General features: G+C 66.0%; 20 protein-coding genes. 8 read left to right on the forward strand and 12 right to left on the reverse strand.

Going from position 1 to position 25,855, the window contains the following annotated elements:
* Positions 1 to 94: 94 nt before the first annotated feature.
* Genes ASPHE3_RS17330 through catC form a run of 3 tightly spaced genes read left to right on the forward strand, consistent with a single transcriptional unit; the run spans position 95 to position 2,461 of the window.
* The gene (locus ASPHE3_RS17330) at positions 95 to 1,036 is read left to right on the forward strand and encodes a LysR substrate-binding domain-containing protein (protein ID WP_013602497.1); all 942 of its coding nucleotides are present in this window, start codon (positions 95 to 97) and stop codon (positions 1,034 to 1,036) included.
* Positions 1,033 to 2,136 (forward strand): mandelate racemase/muconate lactonizing enzyme family protein, encoded by a 1,104-nt coding sequence (locus tag ASPHE3_RS17335; protein ID WP_013602498.1) that lies wholly within the window; start codon positions 1,033 to 1,035, stop codon positions 2,134 to 2,136. Before ASPHE3_RS17330 ends, ASPHE3_RS17335 begins: the two co-directional genes overlap by 4 nt.
* Before the next feature lie 46 nt (positions 2,137 to 2,182).
* Entirely contained in the window at positions 2,183 to 2,461 is a 279-nt protein-coding gene (gene catC, locus ASPHE3_RS17340) for a muconolactone Delta-isomerase (RefSeq protein WP_013602499.1), read from the forward strand.
* Positions 2,462 to 2,524: 63 nt separating this feature from the next.
* Here the strand turns inward: catC and ASPHE3_RS17345 are convergent, their stop codons facing one another.
* The 5 genes from ASPHE3_RS17345 to benA form a co-directional block, all read right to left on the reverse strand.
* Positions 2,525 to 5,356 carry an AAA family ATPase gene (locus ASPHE3_RS17345; protein ID WP_013602500.1) on the reverse strand — a complete coding sequence of 944 codons (2,832 nt, stop codon included), beginning with the start codon at positions 5,354 to 5,356 and terminating at the stop codon, positions 2,525 to 2,527.
* 61 nt (positions 5,357 to 5,417) lie between these two features.
* A complete protein-coding gene (locus tag ASPHE3_RS17350) occupies positions 5,418 to 6,245 on the reverse strand; it encodes a 1,6-dihydroxycyclohexa-2,4-diene-1-carboxylate dehydrogenase (protein ID WP_013602501.1) in 828 nt (275 codons plus the stop codon).
* Positions 6,245 to 7,816: a benzoate 1,2-dioxygenase electron transfer component BenC gene (gene benC, locus ASPHE3_RS17355; protein WP_041652339.1), complete on the reverse strand. Its 1,572-nt coding sequence runs from the start codon at positions 7,814 to 7,816 to the stop codon at positions 6,245 to 6,247. The genes ASPHE3_RS17350 and benC overlap by 1 nt, the downstream gene beginning before the upstream one ends.
* Positions 7,817 to 7,887: 71 nt before the next feature.
* A complete protein-coding gene (gene benB / locus ASPHE3_RS17360; protein ID WP_013602502.1) occupies positions 7,888 to 8,424 on the reverse strand; it encodes a benzoate 1,2-dioxygenase small subunit in 537 nt (178 codons plus the stop codon).
* Positions 8,425 to 8,460: 36 nt separating this feature from the next.
* Complete coding sequence (gene benA / locus ASPHE3_RS17365) at positions 8,461 to 9,843, reverse strand: benzoate 1,2-dioxygenase large subunit (RefSeq protein ID WP_013602503.1); 1,383 nt, start codon at positions 9,841 to 9,843, stop codon at positions 8,461 to 8,463.
* Positions 9,844 to 10,174: 331 nt separating this feature from the next.
* Here benA and catA point away from each other — a divergent pair, with 331 nt between their 5' ends.
* Together catA and ASPHE3_RS17375 are read left to right on the forward strand one after the other, a co-directional pair.
* Complete coding sequence (catA, locus tag ASPHE3_RS17370; protein WP_041653197.1) at positions 10,175 to 11,059, forward strand: catechol 1,2-dioxygenase; 885 nt, start codon at positions 10,175 to 10,177, stop codon at positions 11,057 to 11,059.
* Between the two features lie 108 nt (positions 11,060 to 11,167).
* Positions 11,168 to 12,448 carry a benzoate/H(+) symporter BenE family transporter gene (locus ASPHE3_RS17375; protein WP_013602505.1) on the forward strand — a complete coding sequence of 427 codons (1,281 nt, stop codon included), beginning with the start codon at positions 11,168 to 11,170 and terminating at the stop codon, positions 12,446 to 12,448.
* Between the two features lie 19 nt (positions 12,449 to 12,467).
* Here ASPHE3_RS17375 and ASPHE3_RS17380 read toward each other — a convergent pair whose 3' ends face one another.
* The 6 genes from ASPHE3_RS17380 to ASPHE3_RS17405 are packed head-to-tail and all read right to left on the reverse strand — an operon-like array spanning position 12,468 to position 21,402.
* Positions 12,468 to 13,232, reverse strand: a complete 765-nt coding sequence (locus ASPHE3_RS17380; protein ID WP_013602506.1) for a hypothetical protein — start codon at positions 13,230 to 13,232, stop codon at positions 12,468 to 12,470.
* A 5-nt stretch (positions 13,233 to 13,237) separates the two neighbouring features.
* A complete protein-coding gene (locus tag ASPHE3_RS17385) occupies positions 13,238 to 14,488 on the reverse strand; it encodes a nitrate/nitrite transporter (protein WP_013602507.1) in 1,251 nt (416 codons plus the stop codon).
* Between the two features lie 12 nt (positions 14,489 to 14,500).
* Positions 14,501 to 15,376, reverse strand: coding sequence for a respiratory nitrate reductase subunit gamma (gene narI / locus ASPHE3_RS17390; RefSeq protein ID WP_013602508.1), 876 nt, complete (start codon positions 15,374 to 15,376; stop codon positions 14,501 to 14,503).
* A 1-nt stretch (position 15,377) separates the two neighbouring features.
* Positions 15,378 to 15,998 carry a nitrate reductase molybdenum cofactor assembly chaperone gene (gene narJ, locus ASPHE3_RS17395; protein ID WP_013602509.1) on the reverse strand — a complete coding sequence of 207 codons (621 nt, stop codon included), beginning with the start codon at positions 15,996 to 15,998 and terminating at the stop codon, positions 15,378 to 15,380.
* Positions 15,995 to 17,689 carry a nitrate reductase subunit beta gene (narH, locus tag ASPHE3_RS17400; protein ID WP_013602510.1) on the reverse strand — a complete coding sequence of 565 codons (1,695 nt, stop codon included), beginning with the start codon at positions 17,687 to 17,689 and terminating at the stop codon, positions 15,995 to 15,997. Before narH ends, narJ begins: the two co-directional genes overlap by 4 nt.
* Positions 17,689 to 21,402, reverse strand: coding sequence for a nitrate reductase subunit alpha (locus ASPHE3_RS17405; protein ID WP_013602511.1), 3,714 nt, complete (start codon positions 21,400 to 21,402; stop codon positions 17,689 to 17,691). Before ASPHE3_RS17405 ends, narH begins: the two co-directional genes overlap by 1 nt.
* A 192-nt stretch (positions 21,403 to 21,594) precedes the next feature.
* Between ASPHE3_RS17405 and ASPHE3_RS17410 the strand changes: the two genes are divergently transcribed.
* Positions 21,595 to 22,266 (forward strand): DNA alkylation repair protein, encoded by a 672-nt coding sequence (locus tag ASPHE3_RS17410; protein WP_217259062.1) that lies wholly within the window; start codon positions 21,595 to 21,597, stop codon positions 22,264 to 22,266.
* Between the two features lie 20 nt (positions 22,267 to 22,286).
* Here ASPHE3_RS17410 and ASPHE3_RS17415 read toward each other — a convergent pair whose 3' ends face one another.
* Positions 22,287 to 23,201 carry a LysR family transcriptional regulator gene (locus ASPHE3_RS17415; protein ID WP_013602513.1) on the reverse strand — a complete coding sequence of 305 codons (915 nt, stop codon included), beginning with the start codon at positions 23,199 to 23,201 and terminating at the stop codon, positions 22,287 to 22,289.
* 277 nt (positions 23,202 to 23,478) lie between these two features.
* Between ASPHE3_RS17415 and ASPHE3_RS17420 the strand changes: the two genes are divergently transcribed.
* The gene (locus ASPHE3_RS17420) at positions 23,479 to 24,558 is read left to right on the forward strand and encodes a PrpF domain-containing protein (RefSeq protein ID WP_041653203.1); all 1,080 of its coding nucleotides are present in this window, start codon (positions 23,479 to 23,481) and stop codon (positions 24,556 to 24,558) included.
* A gap of 79 nt (positions 24,559 to 24,637) precedes the next feature.
* Complete coding sequence (locus tag ASPHE3_RS17425; RefSeq protein ID WP_013602515.1) at positions 24,638 to 25,849, forward strand: Bug family tripartite tricarboxylate transporter substrate binding protein; 1,212 nt, start codon at positions 24,638 to 24,640, stop codon at positions 25,847 to 25,849.
* The last annotated feature ends 6 nt before the right edge of the window (positions 25,850 to 25,855 follow it).

The raw sequence follows: 25,855 nt of genomic DNA on the forward strand, positions 1-25,855 counted from the left end.
TAGGAATAACTGAGTAGATTGTTTTAGCGTTATTCTTTGAATCAATCGGAGGCAAGGGCAGCCCCCGCTCGCACCAACGGAAGGGCGGCGCACTGTGGAGATCCGTCAGCTGAAATACTTCATCGCCGTCGCGGAGGAGCGGCACTTCGGCCGTGCGGCCAAGCGGCTCCACATGGCCCAGCCACCCCTGTCCCAGCAGATCCGCCAGCTCGAAGAGCAGCTGGGAGTGCGGCTGCTCAACCGCACCACCCGCCGGGTGGACCTCACCGCCGCCGGCCAGCTCCTGCTTGAGCGGGGACGGCAGATCGTCAATGACATGGGGACGCTGGAAGCGGACGTCTACCAGGTGGGCAAGGGCGCCACCGGTGTCCTCCGGGTAGGGTTCTCGGGCTCTGCAACCTATGGCGTCATGCCGCAGATCGCACGCCACGCGAAGCAGGTCCTGCCCGGACTGTCCCTTGCCCTCCACGGCGAAATGCTCACACCATCCATGGAAGCCGGCCTGCGCGACGGAACGCTGGACGCGGCATTGCTGCGTCCCCCCGTCTCTTCCCAGGAGATCGACTACCGCGTGGTCGCCCAAGAGCCGCTCGTCGTCGCGGTCCCCTCCTTCAGCGCCCTGGCGGAGGACAGGTCCGTGGCCATGCATGAACTGCAGGACCAGGACTTCATCGCATACGCCCCCGAGTCCGTGCTGTACCGCATCACCGCCGATCTATGCCGCCAGGCCGGCTTCCAGCCCCGCATCACACAGGTTGTGGGCGAGACCTCCACCATGCTGGCATTCGTTGCCGCCGGTGGCGGCGTGGCAATCATGCCGTCCCGGGTGCGGGCTTTCCAGCTCGACGGCGTTGCCTACCGCGAGATCGAAAACGTCCCTTCGGTGGAGCTCGCTGTCGCCTGGCTGCGCGGAAACCACTCCACCCTGTTGCAGAACTTCCTGGACGTCGTCGGGGCCGCCACGGCAGCACCGCAGTCCCCCGCATCCCCCGGGCACGACCCGTTTCCCACTGATGAAAGGCCTTCCCAGCCATGAAGATCGCAGCCATCGAGGCGATTCCCTACTCCATCCCCTATCTCCACCCGCTGCACTTCGCCTCCGGCTCCGTCCACGAAGCCGACCATGTGCTCGTGCGGCTGCGCACCGACGACGGCGTGGTGGGCACTGCGGACGCTCCCCCGCGCCCCTACACCTATGGCGAGACGCAGAAGTCAATCGTTGCCGTGGTGGAGGACGTCTTCGCCCCCCAGCTGATCGGCGTCGACATCTTTGACCGGGAGAAGGTCCAGGAGATCCTCTACCGGACCATCCACAACCAGACCGCCAAGGGCGCCGTCGATATTGCTCTCTGGGACGTGATCGGCCAGACCCTTGGGCAGCCGGTGACGAAACTGCTGGGCGGGTACACCGACTCGCTGCGGGTATCCCACATGCTCGGCTTCAAACCCGCGCAGGAACTGCTGGACCTGGCCCTGGAATTCCGTGAGACCCACGGCATCACCACCTTCAAGCTCAAGACCGGGCGCCGGCCGTTGCACCTGGACATTGAAGCAGCCCGGGTCCTGCGTGAGGGCCTGGGCGAGGACGCTGAGCTGTACATGGATGCCAACCGGGGCTGGACAGCCAACGAGGCGGCCGAAGTGCTGCGCCGCACCGCGGACCTGGGGCTGCAGTTCCTTGAGGAACCGGACGATGCCCGCGAAGTCCTGGGCCGCCGCCGCCTGGTCACCAACTCCCCCATCCCCATAGCCGCGGATGAATCGGCGGCCAACATCGGCGAAGCAGCCCGTGAAATCCTCACCGGCGGGGCAAACCTGCTGTCCGTCAAAACCGCCCGGTCCGGCTTTACTGAAGCCGCGAAAATCGTGGGGATGGCCGAGGGGATGGGCATCGACGTCTATATCGGCAACCAGATCGATACCCAGGTGGGCACTGTGGCCTCCGTGGTGTTCGGCGCCGCGTTCGCCCACACCGCCAAGCGGGCAGCGGAGCTGTCCAACTACCTGGACATGGCCGACGACCTGCTGGCCCAGCCGCTTGCCATCACAGACGGGCGCATCCGTGTCCCCGAGGGCACGGGCGCGGGCACCGCTGTCAACGAGGAAAAGCTCGAGCGTTACCGCACCGACCGCTAGCCGTCATTCAGGCGCTGGCCACACCCCATCCACCGAGAGGAAATCCGTGAAGTACCTGGTCCACATGGACGTGAAACTGCCCGCCGACCTGCCCACCGATGAAGCCGCAGGGATCAAAGCCAAGGAGAAGGCGTACTCGCAGGAACTGCAGCGCTCCGGCAAATGGCCGGAAATCTGGCGGGTAGTGGGGGAATACGCCAACTACTCGATCTTTGACGTGGACTCCAATGACGAACTCCACGAGATCCTGCAGAACCTGCCGCTGTTTCCCTACATGGACATCTCGGTGGTGCCGCTCGCCAAGCACCCCTCCGACGTCAAGTAGCACCGCACATACGCCGCGCGGCGGCAACGCGTCCAACGCCGCCAGGCAGTGCAGCGTTCCGGGTCAGTCCTTGGCCCGGAACGCTGCTGCCAGTTCGCTGCGGGACCTGATGCCCATCTTCCGGTAGAGCCGCGTCAGATGGTACTGCACTGTCTTCTCCGCGAGGAACAGTGCCCGAGCCGCTTCCTTATTGGTGGCCCCGCCCGCCACCAGTTCGGCCACCGCCTGTTCCTGGGCGGTGAGCTGGAGGTGGTGGTCCCTGGCCGCACTGAGCACGGGATCGGACGGGTCAGGCAGGTTCCCGATGTCCAGGCCCGTTGCCTTGAGCTCACGGTCGCACCGCTCCACGTATGTGGCGGCCCCCAGGGAGTCATACAGGTCGCGGGCCGCCCGCAGCACGGAGGACGCCAGCCGCCGCTTTCCGGCCCGGCGCATGCTCTGCCCGAACGCGAAACTTATCCGCGCCCGCAGGTACGGGCGGTTGAGCCCGCGGAGATGGCCCAAGGCCGCCTCGAAGTGTTCCCGCGCAGTGTCCGGGTCCCCTTGCGCGGCCCTGAGCCGGCCCCTCGCCCACGCCATCCGGGCCAGGTCCGAAGGAACTTCCCGTTCGCGCCGCACACCCTCGAAGGCGGTGAGGAAGGAGTCTGCAGCGTCGAGCTGGTCGGTCATGACGAGGGCGTTGACGTACGTATCCTGCCAAGGCCAGAAAGACACGCGGTCCTCAGTCCACGGATCCAGCTCGGTCAGCGGCTGCAGCACAGCCAACGCGCTTTCATAGTCTGCCCTCGCCTCATGGAACCGAGCGCGGGCCAGGCTCGCCGGCACCTGCATGGCACGGTAGGTTCCCGGCTGCACCGCGGCCTGCGAGACGTAATACCGGGCGCGGTCCCAGTCACCCCGCATGGACCAAAGCTCAGCGGCCGTCCAGTACAGCAGGGGCCGGATCAGCGGCATCCGCGATGTCTCAAGGCGCACGCTGGCCCGCGCCACGGTGGCTGCGGCCGCGTCCCAGTTCCCCAGCACAAGATGGGTCCGGGCCAACCAGGCTTCCGCCCAGAGGGAGATCCGCAGCGACCCGCCGCGGTACTCCGTGGGAGCGGCGGACTCGAAATTCACCAGCGCGGATTCCACGTTGTCCAGGCGCAGGGCCAGCCAGCCGGCACCCATCTGGACGCGCTGCTTCTGCGCGTTTTCCGCGGCATGGGCAAAAGCCCGCTGGTAGGAAGCCTCCGCTTCCCCCAATCGGCCCCGCGCATACAGGCCCAGGCCGTAGATGGCTTCTGATTCTATGTGGGCGGGGGTTCCCGGCTCCGTCAGCGCCATGGCACGTTCGGCCCAGCCAGTAATCATGGGGCCGTCCCAGGATGCCACCCCGTGCAGGACGAAGCGTTGGGCCACCTGAGCGGCCGCGGCCGGCTCGCGTTCCGGGTTGCTGGTGCGCCAGGCCATTTCCAGCTGGCTCTGGGCACTGTCATTCTGGCCGGACACGGTGGACAGGTAGCCCAGCACGGAGGAGCGCAGCGGCGAGGGAGGCAGGGCGTCCACGGCAGAGGCCCACATTTGCGCCTCGGCCACGTTGCCGGATCCCACCAGGGCGTCGACGGCCCTCAGGAGCCGGTCGTTGCGGGAGCGGACATCCAAGGACAGGCGGGAAGCGGAGAACAACGCCGTTGATACTTCCTGCCAGGCTCCAACCGCGGCACGCCGGCGCGCGAAGTCCTCAAGCTCCGCCGCGAGGGCCTCGTCTGCGGCGGGGGTGGCCGAGACCCGGTGGCCGAGCCTTTCGCCCTCGGGTTCCACCGCGTCAGCGGCCAGCCGGTGAAGCGCGATCCGGCGGCTCGGCACGATCTGTTCATAAATGGCCTCCGCCGTGCCGGTTTCAACAAAGACGACGGCGGAACGCGCCTGCTCAACGGACAGTGCCAGCAGGCCGGCCCGGTGGCCCTCATCAAGGACTTCGAGGACGGACGCCACTCCGCTGACCCTGGACAGCTCAGCCAGGCCGGCGCTGCTCCCCAGCACGGACGCCGCCTCCGCCACGGAAACCAGCTCGGGGGACGCGGCGTCCAGGACGCTGCGCACCCTGGCCCGCAGCCGCGAGGTGGGCGGCAGGGAGGGGAACCACGTCAGCCACGTTTCAGCAGGCAACTCGGCCAGCAGTTCCACGATCCGCTGCGGCAGTCCGTCCGTGTGCCGCACCAGGCCGTGCGCCGCCGTCATGCTGAGGTCCAGGCCGAAAAGGCGGCGGGCAACTTCCTGGACCTGCGGCGGGGACAGGGGCTCCAGCGGGATGCGCAGCACCTGGTGGCCGGTGAGGAAGTCGAGCACGCCCGCGGGCATGAGCGGAGCGTCGGCGGCGTTGAGCGTCAGCAGGAACAGGACCCGCTTGCCGTGCAGCCGGCGCATCACGAACATGAGGATGCGCAGGCTCTCCACATCAAGTTTGTGGACGTCGTCGACGGCGACCACCACGGTCCCGTGGGACTGCAGAGCTTCGAGGTGGGTGCTGAGCGTCGAGGCGTAATTGACCACTTGGCTGGCACTGAGGGAGGCGACCGGCGCCGCGGGAAGTGGGGGGCCGCCGTCGTAATCCTTGGCCGAGCGCAGCGGCGAGGTGAGCATGAGCTGGGAGTATCCGGCGAGGGCAAACTGCGCCTCCCATTCGTCCCCCATGGCGGAGAGCACCCGGACCCCGCGCGCCCCGGTTCGGCAGTGCTCCAAGAAAGACTCCAGCACGGCGGTCTTCCCGGAGCCTGAGGGGCCGGTGAGCACCACGGTGACCACTTTGCCTTTGCGCACGGTCCGGAGGATTTCCAGCAGCTCCTCGAATACCCCGGAGCGCCCCACCAGCGGCGAATCCTCCCCCATACCGCCCTGGACGGACCCCGCAGTCATGGGCGCAATTCTACCGGAGCGGATTGTCCCTCCCCTGCGGGGCGCATCCACCGAAAAGCCCCTACCCCAGGTCCCCGCCGGCCACGGGAAGAATACTGCCAGTAAGGTAGGACGCTTCATCCGAGGCGAGGAACACGATGGGCGCGGCCTGTTCGTCCAACGTGCCGTACCTCTTCATGAAGGAAGACTGCACGGTCTGGTCCACGATCACCTGGTACCAGGCCTTCTCGGTGGCGGATTCAGCCTCCGGACCTCGCTTGACCTGGCGTGGGGGCGCCTCGGTGCCGCCGGGAGCAGTTGCCACCACGCGGATGCCGCGGCCGGCAACCTCCATGGCCAGCGCCTGGGTCAGGGCATTGACACCACCCTTCGCCGCCGCGTAAGGCACCCGGTGCAGGCCGCGGGTGGCCACCGAGGAAACGTTGACGATGGTGCCCGATTCCTGTTCAAGCATGGGCGGCAGGACAGCCCGGCAACTCCAGAGGGTGGGGAAGAGCGAGCGGCGGATTTCCTTCTCGATCTTGTCCTCGTCGTATTCCTCGTAGGGCCGGGCCCAGATGGTGCCGCCCACGTTGTTCACAAGCACATCCACCCGGCCGTGGGCAGCGAGTGCCGTTTGAACAGCCTGCTGCGCTCCCGCAAAGGACTCAAGGTCCGCGGTGACGGACGTGGCCGAGCCTCCGGACCCGGAAGCCCGGGCAGCATCATCGATAGCCTGCGCGACGCCGTGGACGAGCTCCGCCCGGTCCACCAGGACCACGTTCCCGCCCTCGGCCGCAATACGCTGCGCCACCTTCTGGCCGATCCCTTGCGCCGCTCCAGTCACCACAACCGCTTTGCCCACGAACCGCCCCGGGGTGACGAACTGTCCCGCGTACGGTACAGCCATCAGCGGGCAGCCCTGGCGTCGATCGCCCCGGCCATGGTTTCCTTCGCGTCGTGCGCATGGGCGGCGATGACCTCGCGAAGGCGGTCCCTGTCGCCGCGCTCGAAAGCGTCGACAACATCAAGATGGTCCTGTGTGACGCGCTCAAAAATGGGGGTTCCGGCTTGGAAGGCGGCGGCCATTTGGGCATGGACGTCCAGCCTGCGGTAGGACTCGAGCAGCATGGGATTGTTGCTGATCATGAAGAGGTATTCGTGAAATTCCTCGTTGGTGCGCGCGAACTCCTCCGGTTCCTTAATAGTCCCGGCATCCACTGAACGCACCGTGGCTTCGGCGAGGCGCCGGAACTGGAGCAACTGCTCCTCGCTGAGGCGGCCCAGCATCAGTTCGCTCACTGCGAGCTCCAGCCCCATGCGGGCGTCCAAATGGGCGAAGCTGTCCTCCTTGCGGAAATCGAGCCGGCCGGTCTCCATCGACGAGACGGCTTCGCTGCGGGTCATGGTGTCGCCTTCCGCCTCGATCTTCCCTGCAGGCGCAGGTGCACCGGTCTCGGCGTCGCCACCGGTAGTTTCCTTCGGGGCGAACCGCTCGAAGTAGAAGTTGGCGGGCTGGATGCCTTCGGCGTCCAGCCACTTCGAGACTGCATTGACCATGGGGGGTGGGCCGCACAGGTAAATGTCCACGTCGCCGTCGTTGAGGTGGGCAGGCGCGATGATCTGGGTGACGTAACCGGTGTGGGGGGCGGAAGTGCCGGGCTCCGACGCGATGTAGTCCCAAGTGAATCCAGGCAGCTTTCCCTCGTACTCGCGCAGCCAGTCCAGGCCCACGATGTCCGCTTCCCGGGTGAGGCCGTAGATCAGGTGGACCGGCGTGGCCGGCGGGTTTTCGGACAGCTTCTCGAGGATGGACAGCAGCGGGGCAAGGCCGGTACCGCCCGCCAGCAGCAGCAGGGGGCGCTTGGGCTCGCGCAGGAAAAAGGAGCCGTAAGGGCCGGTGAATTCGATGGCATCGCCCACGGCTGCGCGGTCGCGCAGGTACTCGGACATGGCGCCCTGCGGCGTCACGCGGACCATGAAGGACGCGTCCTGCACCTCCGGGCCGCTGCTGAAGGAATAGGAGCGCTCAGCGTCGGTTCCGGGGACCTTGAGGTTGACGTACTGGCCCGGCAGGAACGCCAGCGCCTCCCGGTTCTCCACCTCCAGCGTGAAGGAAACCGTGCTGTCCGAGTGCTTGTTGAGTTCCTTCACGGTGGAGGTGAAGGTGGCGGCCGCCGTCTTGGCGGATTCCGAGGTAGCAGGGATCTGGATGGCCAGGTCCGATTCGGGAACCGCCTGGCAGGTGAGCAGGTAGCCCTTGTCGAGCTCCTCCTCGGTCATCGCGTCGTCGATGTAGTCCCCGGGGTCGAAGGAGCCGGAATCGCAGAAAGCTTTGCAGGTGCCGCAGGCACCGTCACGGCAATCGGAGGGGATGTTGATGCGTGCCTTGTACGCGGCGTCCATGACGGTCTCGTAGTCGCCGACCTTAATGACTTTGGTGACGCCGTCCTCAAAGCTGAGGGCTACTTTGTGGCCCATGATTTCCTCCTGGCTTGGGCGGGCGCGTCATCGCGGCCCGGGAAAAGTTCTGGTGTGCGGGTGTGCACCTGTCAGATCATGTAGACATCCACCACGTGGTGGATGTAGTCGTTCTTCAGGACGACCTTCTTCTGCATGATCACGGGCGCACTGCCCGAAAGATCGATCGTGTAGTAGCTCGTTCCGAAGTACGTATCCGTCGTGTTGTAACGGAAGTACAGGGTGAACCAGTTGAAGCGCACCTTCACCTGGCCGCCGTCGTGCTCCATGATCTCGACGTCCGTGATGTTGTGTCCGGTGCGCGGTTCCGGCAGGGACGTGGCGGATGACCGGTCCGTCTTGATCCGGAACACACGGTCCTCGATGCCGCCGCGGTTGTCGTAGTAGATGAGGGAGATCTCGTTCTGCGGATCCTCCGTCAGTCTGTCATCGACGTCCCAGGCAGGCATCCAGAACTCGGAGTCCGGGTGGTAGCACTCGAGCCACTCGTCGAACTGGCGGTCATCCAGCAGGCGGGCTTCCCGGTAAAGGAAGGCGCGGACGGTCTCGAGCGTCGCAATCTCCCCGGCGGTCTTCAGTGCCGCTGCGGGCAGGGTCAGGTTGGTCATGGGTTCTGCACTCTCTCTGGTTCCAGGTGGTCTCGGTCAGGCGGTGACGGGAACGGCATCCAGTGCGGAGCGTTCCTCTTCCGCCAGGGCCTTATCCATGACTTCCTTCCAGTACCCGTGCTGGATGGGGTACAGCCCCTCGTCCTCCGTGCGAACTCCGGAAGCGATGACCCTGGTCATGCCCAGCGCCAGGGCCTGTTCGTCGGGGCCTGCGATCTCATGGGTGGAACCGCGGGTCATGTCGTTCCACGGTGCCGCGGTGGCCCAGTAGGTCTTGTTGCAGGAGCGGAATTCCTCGAGGTCGTCGGGGGTGGCCATTCCGGTGGCGTTGAAGAAGTCCTCGTACTGGCGGATCCGCTTGGAACGGTTCTCCTGCGACTCGCCTTTGGGGGCGATGCAGTAGATGGTGACCTCGGTCTGGTCCGCTGAGATGGGACGGAAGTGGCGGATCTGCGAGGAGAACTGGTCCATGATGTAGACGTTCGGGTACAGGCAGAGGTTGCGGGAGATGTTGATCATGAAGTTGGCCATCTCCTCGCCGTACTTCTGGACGAGCTCGTCGCGGCGGTCCCAGAGCGGGCGGTCCTCGGGGTTGGTCCATTCCTGCCACAGCAGCAGGTGGCCGTGGTCGTAGGAGTAGAAGCCGCCCTTGACCTTGCCCCATTTGCCGGCGTCCATGGCCTTGGTCTTGTTCGCGGAATCCCCGGCAGTGCGCCGGGCGGTGGTGGCAGCATAGTTCCAGTGCACCGCGGTGACGTGGTAGCCGTCTGCCCCGTTCTCTGCCTGGACCTTCCAGTTGCCGTCGTAGGTGTAGGTGGAGGATCCGCGGAGCACCTCGAGCCCTTCCGGGGACTGGTCCACAATCGAGTCGATCACCGTGGTGGCGTCGCCGAGGTGCTGCTCGAGCGGAAGCACGTCCGCCTTCAGTGAGCCAAAGAGGAAGCCGCGGTAGGACTCGAAGCGGGCAACCTTGGTGAGGTCGTGGGAGCCCTCTTTGTTGAAGGTCTCCGGGTAGCCGGCATTGCGGGAGTCCTTGACCTTCAGCAGCTCGCCCGAGTTCTTGAAGGTCCAGCCGTGGAACGGGCACGTGAATGTGGTCCGGTTGTCCGTCTTGCGGCGGCAGAGCATGGCGCCGCGGTGCGAACAGGCGTTGACGAGGCAGTTGAGGTTCCCGTCCTTGTCCCGGGTGATCATCACGGGAGTCCGGCCGATGTAGGTGGTGAAGTAGTCCCCCACGTTGGGGATCTGCGACTCGTGGGCCAGGTAGACCCAGTTGCCCTCGAAGATGTGCTTCATCTCCATCTCGAAGATGTCCTCGTCCGTGAAAATTTCCCGCTTGGCGCGGATGATTCCGTTTTCACGGTCGTCGATCACTGCGTCGGCAAGGACCTCGCGGGCATGGGTCAGGTTCTCGGTCATGGCGTGCTCCTCCATTGGAGATTGCTGGACGGATGGTCGGGAGGTCCGGACCGGGCAGCGGTGCTGTCGGTGGACGTTCCTGGTAATTCTTGCCGCTCGTGACTGTCCTCACATCAGGTAAATACCTAGGGTCTACCAAGGGTGTCTTTATGTCCTGATAATGACCGGAAAAGGGCAGAATCAATATTTGTAGCGTCCTGATAGCCGCCCTACGATGAGTGGGACATCACGCGATGCCGCGTTGCAGCAGAAACATCCTGCTCCCGGCGTTTCGCGGCGGCTGCAGGAGCCCTTCCTGTTCCGCATTCAAAGAGGAAAGGTGGACACCGCCATGACTGAGACCCAAACGGATACCCGGAAAGAGAACGAGGGCACGGCCGTTGAAGCCGGCTCGAAGGCTACGGAGCGCTTCACAGCTTCCGGCAAGCTCTCGCAGCTGGATGTGCCGAAGGAACGGGTGAGCCTCCTGGCCGGCGCATTGATCAAGGCCGCCAACGACATCGTGGTGGAGCACCAGGTCACCTACGAGGAGTACAACGCCCTCAAAGCCTGGCTGATCAAGGTGGGCACGGACGGCGAATGGCCGTTGTTCCTCGACGTGTGGCTGGAGCACACGGTGGAAGACGTCAACTCCCAGGACCGTCCCGGCACCAAGGGCACCATTGAAGGGCCGTACTACGTGCCGGGTTCGCCGGAACTCGCCACCCCGGCCACTGTTGAAATGCGCGACGACGAGGAGGGCACGCCGCTGCGTTTCACCGGCCGTTTCACCGGCACCGAGGGCAACCCCATCCAGGACGCCCAGGTGGAAATCTGGCACGCGGACGCCGCAGGGTTTTACTCCCAGTACGCACCGGGCCTGCCCGAATGGCTTTTCCGCGCCACCGTCAAGGCGGACCAGGACGGCCGCTTCGAGATCAACACCATGCGCCCCGCTCCGTACCAGATCCCCACGGACGGTGCCTGCGGCCAGCTGATCAATGCTGCGGGCTGGCACGCATGGCGCCCGGCCCACATCCACATCAAGGTTTCCGCGCCCGGCTACCAGCCCGTCACGCAGCAGCTCTACTTCCCGGGCGATCCCCACAACGCCGACGACATCGCATCGGCAGTCAAGCCTGAACTGATGCTGGACCCCCGTCCCCGCACGGATGGTGGAGCCGGCGAAGAAGTGGTCTATGACTACGTCCTCGCCAAGGAAGGACAAATTAAGTAGGAATTGCTGCTGAGACCGGTGCCGGGGCTTTGGCCCCGGCGCCGGAAGGCGCTCCGGGATCCAACGTCCCGGGGCGCCTGTTTTTTCCGCTTGACGCCAGGAGCCAGAATGTCCCCCTCCCGCCAGGATCCACCCGCCACCCGCCCGGACGCCGCCCTGGCACCGGGGCCGGAACCCCTGCTGGAACGTCCCGGGCTGCGCCCCGCGGGAGTCCGCCAGTTGATGCGCGACGTGGCGCTGCCCTACGCCTCCAACGGGATGATCGGCCTGATCTTCACCGCTTCGGGCCCCATAGCCGTCACCCTGGCGGTGGGCGCGGCCGGCGGGCTGACGCAGGACCAGCTCGCCTCCTGGGTGTTTGGCATCCTCTTCTCAGGCGGCGCAGCAACACTGCTGATGTCGCTTCTCTACCGCCAGCCCTTGGGCTTCGCCTGGTCCATTCCCGGCACCGTGCTCCTTGGACCGTCCCTTCAGCACCTGTCCTTCCCCGAGGTGGTGGGAGCGTTCTTCACCTCTGGAGTACTCATCCTCGCTTTGGGCGCCACGGGGGTGGTCCGCAGGATCATGTCTGCTGTCCCGATGCCCCTGGTCATGGCGATGGTTGCGGCAGTGTTCCTGAGGTTCGGCACGGACATCGTTGCCTCCACGCAGAGCAATCCCGTCATTGCCGTCCCCATGGTGGGCGCATTCCTGGTACTCAGCGCCGTCCCCGCGCTGGGAAGGTTCCTTCCGCCTGTCCTGGGCACCCTTGTTGCCGGCTGCCTGGCCGTGGCAGGCAGCGGACAATTCAACCCGGCGGAAGGCGGTCCGGTGCTGGCCGCCCCGGTGTTCACCCCTCCCGAATTCACCTGGGCAGCACAGCTCGAGCTGGTTGTTCCCCTGGCGCTCACGGTGCTGTTCGTCCAGAACGGCCAGGGCATCGCCGTCTTGCGGGCGGCCGGCCATCGTCCGCCCGTCAACGTGTTTGCAGTGGTGTCAGGCGCCTTCTCCGTACTCAATGCAGGATTCGGCGCCGTCTCAGCCTGCGTCACCGGGCCCACCAACGCGCTGTTGACGTCCTCGGGAACCAGGGAGCGCCAGTACACGGCCGCCGTGGTTTACGGCGGGCTGGCCCTGGCCTGCGCACTGCTGGCACCCACCCTGACCCGGCTGATGCTCGCAACGCCCACCGAGTTTGTCCTGGCCTTGGGCGGCATTGCCATGCTGCGGGCCCTTCAGCAGGCCTTCGTGACTGCCTTCGCCGGCAGCTTCACCCTGGGGTCCCTGGTGACGTTCGTCGTGACCGTCTCCGGGTTGAACCTCTTCAACATTCACGCTGCATTCTGGGGCCTCGTGATCGGCTACACGGCGTCCCGGCTGCTGGAGCGTCAGGACCATGCAGGCTATTAGGGAAACTGGCCGCCCACCCCTACCCCGCCGGCCGCAGCGACGTGATCATCCGTTTGATGTCCCGGTACTCGGGAGTCTGCGCATACAGCTTCGCCTTCTCCAGGTACGGCAGCGACGGATCACCCGGGGTCAGGTTCAGCTCCGGGTTGTAGAAGCCCCCGAACATGGCGGCGTTGGGCGGCCACGTGAAGAAGTGGAAGATATAGCAGGTTGTGTCCCCTTCGGGGGGAGCGGCGATCGTGATGCCGTAGGCCGCAGCGGGGGTCTCCGGCGGGCCCGGGATATCAGTGTTGCCCCGGGTTTCAAAGGTGTAGCGGGGCATCCTGTCATCCTGCTTCAGCTGTGGCAGGTCTTGGGACTCGATGACGGAGTAGGGGTACTTTTCCGTGCAGGTGGAGCCGGTGGCCATGTTGGTGCGGAGCGTCGCAAGCAGCCGGCCGTCCTCGCTGGTCACCTCGGCGAACGCGCCACCGCCTTCAGCCAGTTCCCCTGCCGGATCCTTGATGTTCCATGTGGACGGGAGGTCAAAGGACAGGTCGCCGGCAGCCGTGGTGTAGGTGGTCCACGACGACGCCGACGGCGGTGGGGTAGCCGGAGAGGTGCCCGGGGCACTCGGTGACGCTGCCGCCGTCGTGCTTTCCGTGGCGGTGGCCGCCGCGGAGGAGGGGGAAGCGTTCGACGGCGAAGGTTGCGGTTGCGAGGCCGGCCCACCGCAGGCGGTGAGCAGTGAAAGTGAAAGAATTACCGCCGGGATCGACGCGCCCGGCCGCGCTGGATGTGCCATAGCACTCATGCCCCCTTTAAGGCTCCCTGCCGTGCAGGCTGTTTCGGTGACCGGATGGCCACGATGGTGAAGATGAACGCCACCACAGCCGTGACCACCAGCAGCATCAGCCCGATGAAGTAGCTGTTGTCCTCGGCGTTGTAGGTGGCGCCCATCACCAGCGGCGGGAAGTAGCCGCCCATCCCGCCGGCCGCGCTGACGATTCCGCTGATGCTGCCCACCTTGCCCGGCGGCGCCAGTCTCCCCACCCAGGCGAATACGCCGCCCGTACCCAGGCCAAGCGCTGCGGCCATGGCCACGAACGTCAGGCCCGCCGGGATCTCGCCGTCGGGCCGCAGGTTCACGATGAAGGCCAGGACCGCGATACCTGCCAGGGACGCGAGCACCACTGGCTTGGACCCGATCCGGTCCGCCAGCACTCCCCCAATTGGCCGGAACAGGACCGCGGCCAGGGCGAAGCCTGCCGTGCGCGTGCCGGCCGCCGTGGGATCGAACTGGTAGATGTCGCGGAGGTACGTGGGCAGGTAGGTGGCGAACGAAACGAACCCGCCAAAGACCAGTGCATAGAGGAAGCACAGCTTCCAGGTGACAGCAAGCCCGGCCGCGTCCTTGAGCTTGGGGATCACCGGGGCGGTGTTCGGGTGCCAGTCCGGGGACTCCTTCAGGTTGAACCAGACCAGCGCCCCCATGACCACCAGCAATCCGGCAATCAGCAGGTGCGTGGGCAGGTAGCCGATCCAGTTCACCAGCCGTGGGGTCAGGAACGCCGCCAGCGCCGTCCCGCCCATCCCGGCCCCAAAAACGCCGGTGGCGAAGCCGCGCCGGGAGGGCTCATACCAGGCGGACACGAAGGGGATTCCGACGGCGAACACGGTACCGGCGATGCCCAGCAGCAGGCCGGCGCCCAGCACCACGGCGTAGGAACCAAGGGTGCCGCCGAGGGCCACCAGCAGCACCGGCGGGACACTGCCGAGCAGGACGAACGTGAACATCGCCCTGCCGCCGAAGCGGTCCGTCATGGCACCCATCACGATCCTGCCCAGCGAGCCGACGAAGATCGGCATGGCCACCAGGACGGCGGTGGACGTGGAGTCCAGCCCCATCTCCTGGGTGTACCGGGCTCCCAGGGGCGCGACGATGTTCCATGCCCAGAAGGCCGTGACGGACGCAGCGGTGGCAAGTGCGAGGTTACGACCCTTGCCGGGCCGGGAGATTTCAGCAGGCGGGGCGGGGTTGGCGGCGGCAGACTCGGCCATCTTATTTTCCTCTCACCGGTTCCGGGTGTCCCGGTCCTGGGTCCCCACGGGCGACCAGCCGCGCCGCCCTGCGGGAGCGTTGGGGTTCTGGGCGGCGTTGGTTCCGGACCTGCTTCCGGCCCTCACACCCGGGCGCCCGCCGGTCGTGACCCTGTCCCTGGAGCGGTACACAATGTAGGGGCGGAAGAGGTAGTGCATCGGTGCGGTGAAGGCGTGCACCAGGCGGGTGAAGGGCCAGATGATGAACAGCACCATCCCCACCACGGTATGCAGGTGGAAAGAGAACGGCGCGGCAGCCATAGCCGCGATGTCCGGCTGGAAGATGAACAGCGACCGGAACCAGGGCGCCACCGTTTCGCGGTAGTTGTGCCCGTGCTCGCCTTCAAAGACGCTGGCCAGGGTGGTCCACAGTCCGAACACGATGGCCGCGGTGAGCACCACGTACATGGTCTTGTCGTTCCTGGTGGTGGCCATGAACACCGGCCCGGTGGTGCGGCGCCTGTAGATCAGCAGGATAATGCCGCCCAGGGTCCCCACGCCCGCGATCCCGCCCACAAACAGGGCGTTGAAATGGTAAAAGTCCTGGCTCATCCCCACCGCTTCCGTCCAGGACTTCGGGATGACCAGTCCGAAAAAGTGCCCCGCGATCACGGCGAGCAGGCCGAAATGGAACAGCGGCGAGGCAATCCGCAGCAGTCTGGACTCGTAGAGCTGCGAGGACCTGGTGGTCCAGCCGAACTGGTCGTACTTGTACCGCCAGATCAGCCCGCCTACCAGGACCACCACCATGACGTAGGGCAGGACGCCCCACAGCACCATGTCCAGGGCGGAAAGCTCGACGGCGGCACCGGGCTGGGTTTCAACGGGCAGGTTTTCGAGGATCACCATCTCATACCCCCTTCACGGGCAGCAGGCGCGGATCGTACGGGTCAAGGCCCACGGCTTCGGTGGGCGGTCCGTAGCCTGCCATCCGCATCACGGCCTGTTCATCCGCCGGCGACTTCCCGGGCAGGGTGGCGCAGATGGCCTGCAGGATCCGGGCGTGCGGCAGGTTGTCCTTGAGCAGCCCGAATTTCAGCATCTCCAGGCTGGGCCGGTACTGGATGAGCAGCTCCCGCCCGGCCTCAAAGTCCACCAGCGCCGTGTATTCCAGCACCATGGGCAGGTAGTCCGGCAGTTCCCCCTGGGTGTCCACCAGGATGTCGCTTTGCCGGTAGGCCTTCTTGAAGCTGCCCAGGACCTCGCCCCGGCGCCGGGTGTCCCCGTCCGTCCAGTAGCTCAGGTGCAGGGCGTGCCGCCGGCTGAGGTCGAACTCACGCACGTAGTGCGCCTGGCTCTCCATCAGCGGCGTCGACTCCAGCGCGTCCAGCACCTCCCGGAAGCTTTCGACGGCGCCGGGAAACTCTGCGAGCGCAGCGCGCATCAGCGGCACCTTGGCCAGCAGGTCCTCCTCCGGGTAGGACAGGCACCACGCGCCGGCCATGTACACCACCTGGTCCCGGCGGCTCACGGCTGGTCCTCGGCAGCTGCGAGGGTTCCCGGCTCGGGCCCCTTGTCCGGAAAGAGGCCGGGCGGCGCCCCGCGGCCGTCCCAGTTCAGGAGGTTCACCCGGCCGCGCAGGCCCGGTCCGGAAGCGATCTCGTCCGTGGTCTGCCGGTCCCGGAGGGCGTTGAACGTATCCACGGCAACCGGGACGGGCCTGCCGCTCGCCTCCCCGAAGGGCGAGGAATCCTGCATGCCCGGGCCGCCGTCGAAATCCAGCGAGCAGCCCATCTCCTCCAGGTCGTGCGCCTGCTCCACGTGAGCCTTGGGGATAACGTACCGCTCGTCGTACTTGGCGATGGCCATCAGCCGGTACATCTCATACATCGTTTGCCCGTCCATGCCCACGGACTCAGGGATGGACTCATCCGGATCGTTGCCCAGGCTGATGCCGCGCATGAAGGAGCGCATGGCCGCCAGCTTCCGCAGCACCGCGGTGACCCGGTCCGCGTCCCCGGCCGTGAACAGCTCCGCCAGGTACTCCACCGGGATGCGCAGCGCGTCAATGGCGCCGAACAGGTTGCCGTGGTCCTCGCCGTCGTGCCCCTGGTCCCGCAGCAGGTCCACCACCGGGGACAGCGGCGGCACGTACCAGACCATCGGCATGGTGCGGTACTCGGGGTGCAGCGGCAGAGCCACCTTGTACACCTTGGCGAGTGCGTATACCGGCGAGCGCCGCGCGGCGTCGATCCAGTCCTCCGGGATGTTCTGTGCCCTGGCCTCTGCCTGGACGGCGGGATCATTCGGGTCCAGCAGCACGTCCATCTGGGCGTCGTAGAGTTCCTTCGGATCTGTGACGGACGCCGCGGCGGTGACGGCATCGGCGTCGTACAAAAACAGCCCCAGGTACCGCAGCCTGCCCACGCAGGTCTCCGAGCACACGGTGGGAATCCCCACCTCCACCCGCGGGTAGCAGAAGGTGCACTTCTCCGCCTTGCCGGTCTTGTGGTTGAAGTAGATCTTCTTGTACGGGCAGCCGGTGACGCACTGCCGCCAGCCCCGGCATTTGTCCTGGTCCACCAGCACAATCCCGTCCTCCACGCGCTTGTAGATCGCGCCGGAGGGGCAGGACGCCATGCAGGACGGGTTCAGGCAGTGCTCGCAGATCCGCGGCAGGTAGAACATGAAGGTCTGCTCGTAGGCGAACTTGATCTTGTCCTCGGACTCCCGCCGAACCTTCTCCACCAGCGGGTCCAGGTGGCCGTTCTCGGCAGAACCGCCCAGATTGTCATCCCAGTTGGCGGACCAGGTGACCTTGGTGTCCTCCCCGGTGATCAGGGACTTGGGCCGCGCCACCGGGAAGTCGTCGCCCAGGGGCGCGTCCACCAGGGTTTTGTAGTCGTAGGTCCACGGCTCGTAGTAGTCCTTGAGCTCAGGCTGGACCGGGCTGGCGAACAGCCCGAACATCTTCTTCACCCGGCCGCCGGCCTTCAGGACCAGCTTGCCGCGCCTGTTCAGGTCCCAGCCGCCGCGCCACTTGTCCTGGTCCTCGTAGCGGCGCGGATACCCCTGCCCCGGCCGCGTCTCCACATTATTGAACCAGACGTACTCGGTGCCGGCACGGTTGGTCCAGGCCTGCTTGCAGGTGACCGAGCACGTGTGGCAGCCGATGCACTTGTCCAGGTTCATCACCATGCCCATTTGAGCCATGACACGCATCAGTACTGCACCTCCTGTGAGCGGCGGCGGACCGTGGCCACCATGTCGCGCTGGTTTCCGGTGGGGCCCAGGTAGTTGAACGCGTACGCCAGCTGGGCGTAGCCGCCGATCAGGTGCGAGGGTTTCACCAGCAGCCTGGTCACGGAGTTGTGGATGCCGCCGCGCCGGCCGGTGGCTTCGGACTTCGGCACGTCGATGGTGCGCTCCTGGGCGTGGTGGACGTACACCACGCCGGCGGGCATCCGGTGGCTGACGATGGCCCGGGCCACCAGGACGCCGTTGATGTTCAGGCACTCCACCCAGTCGTTGTCCTTGACCTGGATGGAGTCGGCGTCGGCCGGGCTCATCCAGACCGTGGGCCCGCCGCGGGAAAGCGAGAGCATCAGCAAGTTGTCCTGGTATTCGGAGTGGATGGACCACTTGGAGTGCGGCGTCAGGTACCGGACCACCACCTCCAGCTGACCGTTCTGCCCGAGTTTGGGTTCGCCGAACAGGCGGTTCATGTCCAGCGGGGGACGGTAGATGGGGAGCCCCTCGCCGATGTCCGTGATCCAGTCGTGGTCCAGGAAGAAGTGCATCCGGCCGGTCAGGGTGTGGAAGGGTTTGAGGCGTTCGATGTTGATGGTGAACGGGGCGTAGCGGCGGCCGCCGGTCTCCGAGCCCGACCACTCCGGCGAGGTGATCACCGGGACCGGGGCGGCCTGGGTCTGGGCGAAGGTGATGAACTTTTCCTCCGAACCCTCGGACAGGTCGGCCAGTTTCCGCCCGGTCCGGACTTCCAGGTCCTTGAAGCCCTGCACGGACAGCATGCCGTTCGTGGTTCCGGAGAAGGCCAGGATGGCTTCGGCCATCCTCGCGTCGGTGTCCATGGCCGGGCGGCCGTCCGCGGCGCCACCCAGCATCACGCCGTTGGAGTGGCTGAGCCGGTTCAGTGCGCCGTCGAGTTTGTAGGTGACGTTCTTGACGGTGAAGCCGAGCTTGTCCGCGAGGGGCCCGACGGCGGCGAGCTTGTCCGCGATGGCCGTATAGTCCCGCTCCACCACGGAGAAGACGGGCATGTTCTGCCCGGGGACGGCAGGGATGCCCGTCTGCCGCCAGTCCCGCACGATCCCGCCGGGCTGGGCCAGCTGGCCGGGGGTGTCATGCTGCAGCGGCACGCTCACCAGGTCCTTCCGGACGCCCAGGTGCGTCCTGGCCAGCCGGGAGAACTCCCGGGCCAGCAGGTGGAAGGTGTCGAAGTCGGTCTTTGTTTCCCAGGGCGGGTCGATGGCCGGCGTGAAGGCGTGGACGAACGGGTGCATGTCCGTGGAGGAGAGATCGTGCTTTTCGTACCAGGTGGCGGCGGGGAAGACGACGTCGGACAGCAGCGTGGTAGAGGTCATCCGGAAGTCGGCGGAGACCAGGAGGTCCAGCTTTCCTTCCGGTGCCTTGTCGTGCCATTTCACGTGCGTGGGTTTGAGGCCCTCGGCGTGGTCCTGGCCCAGGACGTTGTTGTGGGTGCCCAGCAGGTTCCGCAGGAAGTACTCGTTGCCCTTGGCGGAGGAGCCGAAGAGGTTGGACCGCCACAGCACCAGGGTGCGCGGCCAGTTCTCCGGGGCGTCCACGTCCTCGATGGCGGGGTTCAGGGTCCGGTTCTTCAGGGCGTCCGCGATGTAGCCGGGCGCGTCCTTGGCGGTTCCGGCGGCGACGGCGGCCTCCGCCTCGTCCGCGAGGTCCAGCGGGTTGCGGTCGAACTGGGGATAGAACGGCATCCAGCCGAGCCTTGCGGACTGCGCGATGGCATCCGCCGTGTGCAGGCCGTCCAGGGCCCCGGTGGACAGAGGCGATTTCAGGGCATCGGCGGAGTAGCCGTCCTGGCGCCACTGGTCCGTGTGCATGTACCAGTAGCCGGTGCCGATCATGGTCCGCGGCGGCCGGGACCAGTCCAGCGCGTTGGCCAGCGACACCCAGCCGGTGACCGGGCGGGTTTTCTCCTGGCCCACATAGTGCGCCCAGCCGCCGCCGTTCCGGCCCATGCAGCCGGTCAGCATCACCAGCGCCAGGATGGCGCGGTAGGTGGTGTCGCCGTGGAACCACTGGCAGATCCCGGCGCCCATGATGATCATGGACCTGCCGTTGGACTGCTCAGCGTTCCGGGCAAACTCGTGCGCCACCCGGATGCACGCCTGGGCCGGAACGGAGGTGATCTCCTCCTGCCAGGCCGGCGTGTAGGGGGTGGCAGCGTCTTCGTACCCGGCAGCCCATTCCCCCGGCAATCCCTCGCGGCCCACGCCGTACTGGGCGAGCATCAGGTCGAATACCGTGGTGACCAGCTGGCCCTCCACCTCGATCACGGGCACCCCGCGCCGGAGGACGCTGCCGGCGCCATCCGCCTGCTCGAAGCACGGCAGCAGGATCTCGGCGCTCTCCCCCGAGACCTCCCGCAGGGACAGCGCGGGGTCGATCCCCTTGAGGTCCAGGTTCCACTTGCCCTCGCCGCTGCGGGAGTAGCGGAACCCCATGGAACCGTTCGGGACGGAAGGCCGGCCGGCCTTCTTGTCGAACAGGACAGTGCGGAACGCAGCGTCCTCAGCCCCGGACTCAGCCGGGATGTCCTTGGCGGTGAGGAATTTCGACGGCGTGAGGGCGCCGTCGTCGCGCTTTTCCAGCCTGACCAGGAACGGGAGGTCCGTGTACTGCTTCACATAGCCCGTGAAGAAGGGCACCTGCCGGTCCACGAAGAATTCCTTGAGCATCACGTGGCCCATGGCCATGGCCAGCGCCGCGTCCGTTCCGGCCTGCGCCGGGAGCCATTCGTCGGCGAACTTGGTGTTGTCCGCGTAGTCCGGGCTGACGGTGACCACCTTGGTGCCCCGGTACCGCACCTCTGCCATCCAGTGCGCGTCCGGGGTGCGGGTGACGGGGACGTTGGAGCCCCACATCATGAGGTAGCGGGCGTCCCACCAGTCGCCGGATTCCGGGACGTCGGTCTGGTCGCCGAACACCTGGGGGCTGGCGACGGGAAGGTCGGCGTACCAGTCGTAGAAGGAGGTCATCACCCCGCCGATGAGCTGGATGAAGCGGGTGCCGACGGCGTGCGAGACCATGGACATCGCCGGGATGGGTGAGAACCCGGCGCAGCGGTCGGGGCCGTAGGTCTTGATGGTGTTCACATGCGCGGCGGCCGCGATCTCGATGGCTTCCTGCCAGGACACCCGCACCAGGCCGCCCTTGCCGCGGGCCTGCTGGTAGCGGCGGCGCTTCTCCGGGTCGGCGGCAATCTCGGCGAATGCCAGCACCGGGTCCCCCAGCCGGGCCCTCGCCTCCCGGTACATCTCCACCAGGACGCCGCGGGCGTAAGGGAAGCGGACGCGGGTGGGCGAGTACGTGTACCAGGAAAAGGCCGCCCCGCGGGGGCAGCCTCGTGGTTCGTATTCAGGACTGTCCGGGCCTACGGAAGGGTAGTCGGTCTGCTGCGACTCCCACGTGATGATGCCGTCCTTGACGTACACCTTCCAGGAACAGGAGCCGGTGCAGTTCACGCCGTGGGTGGAGCGGACCACCTTGTCGTGGCTCCACCGGTCCCGGTAGAAGATGTCCCCTTTGCGGCCGCCCTCCCTGAAGACTGCCCTGCCGTCGTCGGTCTGGTCCCACTTTGTGAAGAACCTGCCCAGCTTCAGCATTGCATCGGATGCTGCTCCGTCTACCCCCGCGACAAATCGGTCCTCAGCCATGCTGCCATCGTAGGCACGGGCTTTCCGGACTACTAGGGTCTTTCGGCTGCTTGTGGTTTTGGGCGGGATGGGTATAGCTCGCCGGCGGGCCTGCGATCGGCCCTTCCACAGGCTCCTTCGCAGCCGGCCGTGGAGCCCGTAGGCTGAAATCCGAACAGTGATGAAGGGGAGACAGCGGTGTCCGATACGACGATGACCCAGGGCAGTGTGGGAGAACTGCTGGCCGAGCTGGCCGGACTCGAGGACCCCAGGGCACGCGCGGTGAACGAACGGCATGGCGACGACCATGGCGTAAACCTCAGCAAGCTGCGAGCCATCGCCAAGCGTCTCAAGACGCAGCATGAACTCGCGCTCGGGCTGTGGGCCACGGGCGACACCGCGGCCCGGCTGCTCGCCCTGCTGGTCTGCCGGCCCAAAGCGTTCGGGCCGGACGAGCTGGATGAGATGCTGCGGGAGGCCCGGGCGCCCAAAGTGCAGGACTGGCTGGTGGGCTACGTGGTGAAGAAGAGCCCCCACGCGGAGGAACTGCGCGTGGCCTGGCTGGCCGATCCGGATCCAGCGGTGGCAAGTGCTGGCTGGGCCCTAACCAGCGAGCGCGTGGTGAAGGCCCCTGGCGGCCTGGACCTTGAGGGGATTCTGGACGTGATCGAGGCGGAGATGAAGGACGCGCCGGACCGGCTGCAGTGGGCCATGAACACGTGCCTGGCCCAGATCGGCATCGCGCATCCCGGGCACCGTCCCCGGGCGTTGGAGATCGGCGAGCGACTCCAGGTCCTCAAGGACTACCCCACGCCGCCGGGCTGCACGTCCCCGTTCGCACCCACCTGGATCAACGAGATGGTGAGGCGCCAGGACGGCTCCTAGCAGGAGCCGGGCGGCCCCGATCAGTGGAAATCCGCTGATGAATCCTTCGCCACCTCCAGGAGCGTGGTCTGGAAGGCGATCTCGGCGGCGGCGCGCACCCTGTCCTGGCGATGGGCCAGAAGCACCCTCCTGGAGGGTGCGGACTTGCCCAGCGAGACGATGCTGACGCCAGGGTGCTTATTGACGACGGCGGTGCGCGGGGCGAGGGCAATACCCAGGCCCACACTGACCATCGCCTGGGCTTCCTGGTAGTCGTTGGCATGGAAGGCGATCTTCGGCGTGAAACCGGCTGCCCGGGCGCTCCGTTGCAGCACCTCAACCACCGGGTGCGCCTCTTCGCGGACGATCCATTCCTCATCCGCCAAATCCGCCATGTCCACCTGCTTGCGCCGGGCCAGGCGATGGTCTTTGCCCACCACCAGGGCGGTTGCGTCCTCGAAGACCGTGGTGAGGGCAAAGTCTTCTGGATTGATCCGGCTCCATTCGTAGTCCCACAGCAGGGACATCCCCACCTGCCCGTTTTCCAGCATCTCCACGAGATCTTCGAAGCGGCTGCTGCGGACATGCAGTTCGATGGCGGGATACTGGCGCTTGAACCTGCTGATGACCAGAGGCAGGAAGGACCCTCCCAGTGTGGGGAAGGTACCCATGGTGAGGCTCCCCCTGTTCAGCCCGGCAATTTCCGCGAGGTCGGCTTCGGCTGCAGCCATCTGCCTGAGGATCCTGCGGGTGTGCGCGGCCAGGACATGGCCGGCATCCGTGGGAACCATGCCCCTCGTCTGCCGTTGGAGGAGCGGCTGGCCGATCTCGGATTCCAGCCGCCGCAGCTGTTGCGACACTCCGGACGGCGAATACACATGCTTTTCGGCAGCCGCGGTGATGGAGCCCAACTCCACCACATCCAGCAGCAGCTCAAGCCTTCGAACGTTGAGCAAGGCAGGTTCCCCTTTGAAGTATTTGTTCCATCCCCCTGAGGATTCTACTCGCATGCTTCACAAACCGAGCGAAATCGGGGAAAAGCTTCGGCCGGCCCGCGCCGGGGGCACAAGGACAGCCTCGAAAACGGGATCAGATCCGCAGTCAGATTGAAGTAAAACTGCATCCTTATGCACAATTTGGCGTTTGTAATTCATCTGCGTTGCGCATCACACTAGGTCCTAGCCGAAAGGCGGAATGGCCCAAGGAAGGGCCCAGGAAGGTGTGAAAGCAATCATGTTTAGAATCCCGGCAGCATGGATGCGGGGCGGAACCAGCAAATGCTGGGTTTTCGAGTGGGACAATCTCCAGGTACCCGGAAAGAGTGTCGACGAGGTTCTCCTGCGCCTGTTCGGCAGCCCGGACAGCCGGCAGATTGACGGCGTAGGCGGCGGAACGTCCACCACGAGCAAAGCCGTCATCCTGTCACGCTCTGTCACCGACGGGGCCGACGTCGACTACACCTTCGCCCAAGTAGCCATTGAAGAGCAGAAGGTGGACTGGGGCAGCAACTGCGGCAACTGCTCAGCAGTAGTGGCCCCCTACGCGATAGACCGTGGCTGGGTGGAGGCCGGGCAGGACAATACCTCCGTCCGGACCCTCAACACCAACACTGACCAGCTCATCCTCCAGAAGGTCCCCACCCCGGGCGGCCGGCTGGAGGATCCCGGAACACAGGCCATACCGGGGGTCCCTTTCCCGGGCCTCTCAGTGGGCATGGGCTTCCTCGATCCTGCAGGGCGCACCACCGGGAGGCTCTTTCCCACGGGAGAACGGCTCGAAAAGGTGACGTTCGACGGACGCGAAGTCCCTGCCACCCTGATTGACGCCGGCGCACCCCTCGTCATCCTCGACGCAGCCTCGGTAGGCCTGACCGGCCACGAGACTGCTTCCCAGATCGACAGCCAGGCCGCACTCCTGGTCCACCTCGACGACGTCCGCAGGGACGCCGCTGTCCGGATGGGCCTTGCTGCCACCCGGGCTGAGGCGGAGCGTGCCATTCCCAAGCTCGCGCTCGTGTCCCGGGCCTCAGCGGAGGACGAAGCCGACCTGGTGGTCCGGATGCTGTCGATGGGCAGGCTCCATCCTGCTCTTGCCATCACCGGCAGCGTCGCCTTGACCATGGCGGCCCAGCATGAAGGCACCGTGGTGTGTGAACTCCTGTCCAGCGATGCCTCATCCGGCCTGACCATGCGGACACCCGCAGGGCTGGTCCAGACCTGGGCGGAAACCCGGGACGGGGTCCCCGTGGTGGGCACGCTCCGAAGCGCCCGCCGCCTGGCCGACGCCGAACTCCTGCTGCCAGCGACCTGGTAAGCACCAGAACAACAAACTGCCCCCTCAACACCCCAAAGGTGTACATCTGAGGTAGGCACTCAACTAAAGGACCTTCTCAATGACGAGCAACAAGTCATCCTTGGAGCCGCCCGGAATCGAGCCCCTGGACGCGACGCACAACCAGGCGGAAGACGGCGAACAGCCTGAACCGGCCAAACACTCCCGGCGCACCATCCTTGCAGCCGTCGGAGCCTTCGCGCTCCTGGGCACGGCGACCACAGTCCTGGGCGGAAGCCTGCTGAACCCGCCCTCCAGCACTGAGGACGGCAATTTCAGCGGGGAAACCCTCGAGTTCCTCATTCCACTCGCCTCCGGCGGCGGCACTGACACCTGGGCGCGCTTCATCGGTACGGAACTGACGAACTACGTGCCCGGCCGCCCCGGCTTCGCCCCCGTGAACGAAGCAGGCGGCGAAGGCATCCTCGGCACCAACCGCTTCGCCCGCTCCGCGAAGTCCGACGGGACCGAGATCCTGGTTGGAACAGCCTCCACAGTGGTTCCCTGGGTCCTGGGCCGCTCCGCGGTGAAGTACTCCTTCGAGGACCTGAAGCCCATTGTGGTCAACGGCACCGGCGGTGTCATTTACGCGCGTGCCGAAGCCGGAGTGGCCGGTGTGCAGGACCTGATCAACCGGGAAACCCCGCTGGAATTCGGGGGCATCAGCGCCACCGGCCTGGACATCACCACCCTGGTGGCCTTCGACCTGCTCGAAGCCGACGTGACCAGCACCTTCGGGTTCGAAGGCCGGGGGCCGGTGAACCTGGCCCTGCAGCGTGGCGAGATCGACCTGGACTACCAGACCACCTCAGCCTATGGGTCGGCAGTGGCCGGCATAGCCAAAGAAGGCAAGGCCGTTGTCCTCATGTCCTTCGGCCAGCTGGACGACGCTGGAAACGTGGTCCGCGACCCGAACTTCCCTGACGTCCCCACTGTGGCGGAGGCCTACGAAACCCTCCACGGCAAGAAACCGTCCGGCGAGAAGTACGAGGCCTACAAGACCCTGCTCGGGCTGACCTACACCTACCAAAAAGGGCTCTGGGTTCCCCAGGACACTCCGGACAAGGCTTACGACCTCCTGCGCCAGTCCAGCGAAAAGCTTGGCGCGGACGCCGGCTTCCAGGAAAAGGCATCCAAGGTCCTCGGCGGCTACCCCCTCGTCGCGGACACCGGCATGGCAGACCGGGTCCGGGACGCATACCAAGTCAGCGGCTCCGTCCGGTCCTATGTCACAGGGCTGCTCGCGGACAAATACAACATCCACGTTGAATAAGGACCA

Origin of the sequence: Pseudarthrobacter phenanthrenivorans Sphe3 (assembly GCF_000189535.1) — a bacterium.
GTDB classification, from domain to species: domain Bacteria; phylum Actinomycetota; class Actinomycetes; order Actinomycetales; family Micrococcaceae; genus Arthrobacter; species Arthrobacter phenanthrenivorans.

What these genes read in the sequence shown, in the direction of transcription:
- ASPHE3_RS17335 (WP_013602498.1), top strand. Translation starts at nt 1,033, where the DNA reads ATGAAGATCGCAGCCATCGAGGCGATTCCCTACTCCATCCCCTATCTC.
- ASPHE3_RS17345 (WP_013602500.1), bottom strand. Translation starts at nt 5,356, where the DNA reads ATGACTGCGGGGTCCGTCCAGGGCGGTATGGGGGAGGATTCGCCGCTG.
- ASPHE3_RS17350 (WP_013602501.1), bottom strand. Translation starts at nt 6,245, where the DNA reads ATGGCTGTACCGTACGCGGGACAGTTCGTCACCCCGGGGCGGTTCGTG.
- benC (WP_041652339.1), bottom strand. Translation starts at nt 7,816, where the DNA reads ATGGGCCACAAAGTAGCCCTCAGCTTTGAGGACGGCGTCACCAAAGTC.
- benB (WP_013602502.1), bottom strand. Translation starts at nt 8,424, where the DNA reads ATGACCAACCTGACCCTGCCCGCAGCGGCACTGAAGACCGCCGGGGAG.
- benA (WP_013602503.1), bottom strand. Translation starts at nt 9,843, where the DNA reads ATGACCGAGAACCTGACCCATGCCCGCGAGGTCCTTGCCGACGCAGTG.
- catA (WP_041653197.1), top strand. Translation starts at nt 10,175, where the DNA reads ATGACTGAGACCCAAACGGATACCCGGAAAGAGAACGAGGGCACGGCC.
- ASPHE3_RS17375 (WP_013602505.1), top strand. Translation starts at nt 11,168, where the DNA reads ATGTCCCCCTCCCGCCAGGATCCACCCGCCACCCGCCCGGACGCCGCC.
- ASPHE3_RS17380 (WP_013602506.1), bottom strand. Translation starts at nt 13,232, where the DNA reads ATGGCACATCCAGCGCGGCCGGGCGCGTCGATCCCGGCGGTAATTCTT.
- ASPHE3_RS17385 (WP_013602507.1), bottom strand. Translation starts at nt 14,488, where the DNA reads ATGGCCGAGTCTGCCGCCGCCAACCCCGCCCCGCCTGCTGAAATCTCC.
- narI (WP_013602508.1), bottom strand. Translation starts at nt 15,376, where the DNA reads ATGGTGATCCTCGAAAACCTGCCCGTTGAAACCCAGCCCGGTGCCGCC.
- narH (WP_013602510.1), bottom strand. Translation starts at nt 17,689, where the DNA reads ATGCGTGTCATGGCTCAAATGGGCATGGTGATGAACCTGGACAAGTGC.
- ASPHE3_RS17405 (WP_013602511.1), bottom strand. Translation starts at nt 21,402, where the DNA reads ATGGCTGAGGACCGATTTGTCGCGGGGGTAGACGGAGCAGCATCCGAT.
- ASPHE3_RS17410 (WP_217259062.1), top strand. Translation starts at nt 21,595, where the DNA reads ATGACCCAGGGCAGTGTGGGAGAACTGCTGGCCGAGCTGGCCGGACTC.
- ASPHE3_RS17420 (WP_041653203.1), top strand. Translation starts at nt 23,479, where the DNA reads ATGTTTAGAATCCCGGCAGCATGGATGCGGGGCGGAACCAGCAAATGC.
- ASPHE3_RS17425 (WP_013602515.1), top strand. Translation starts at nt 24,638, where the DNA reads ATGACGAGCAACAAGTCATCCTTGGAGCCGCCCGGAATCGAGCCCCTG.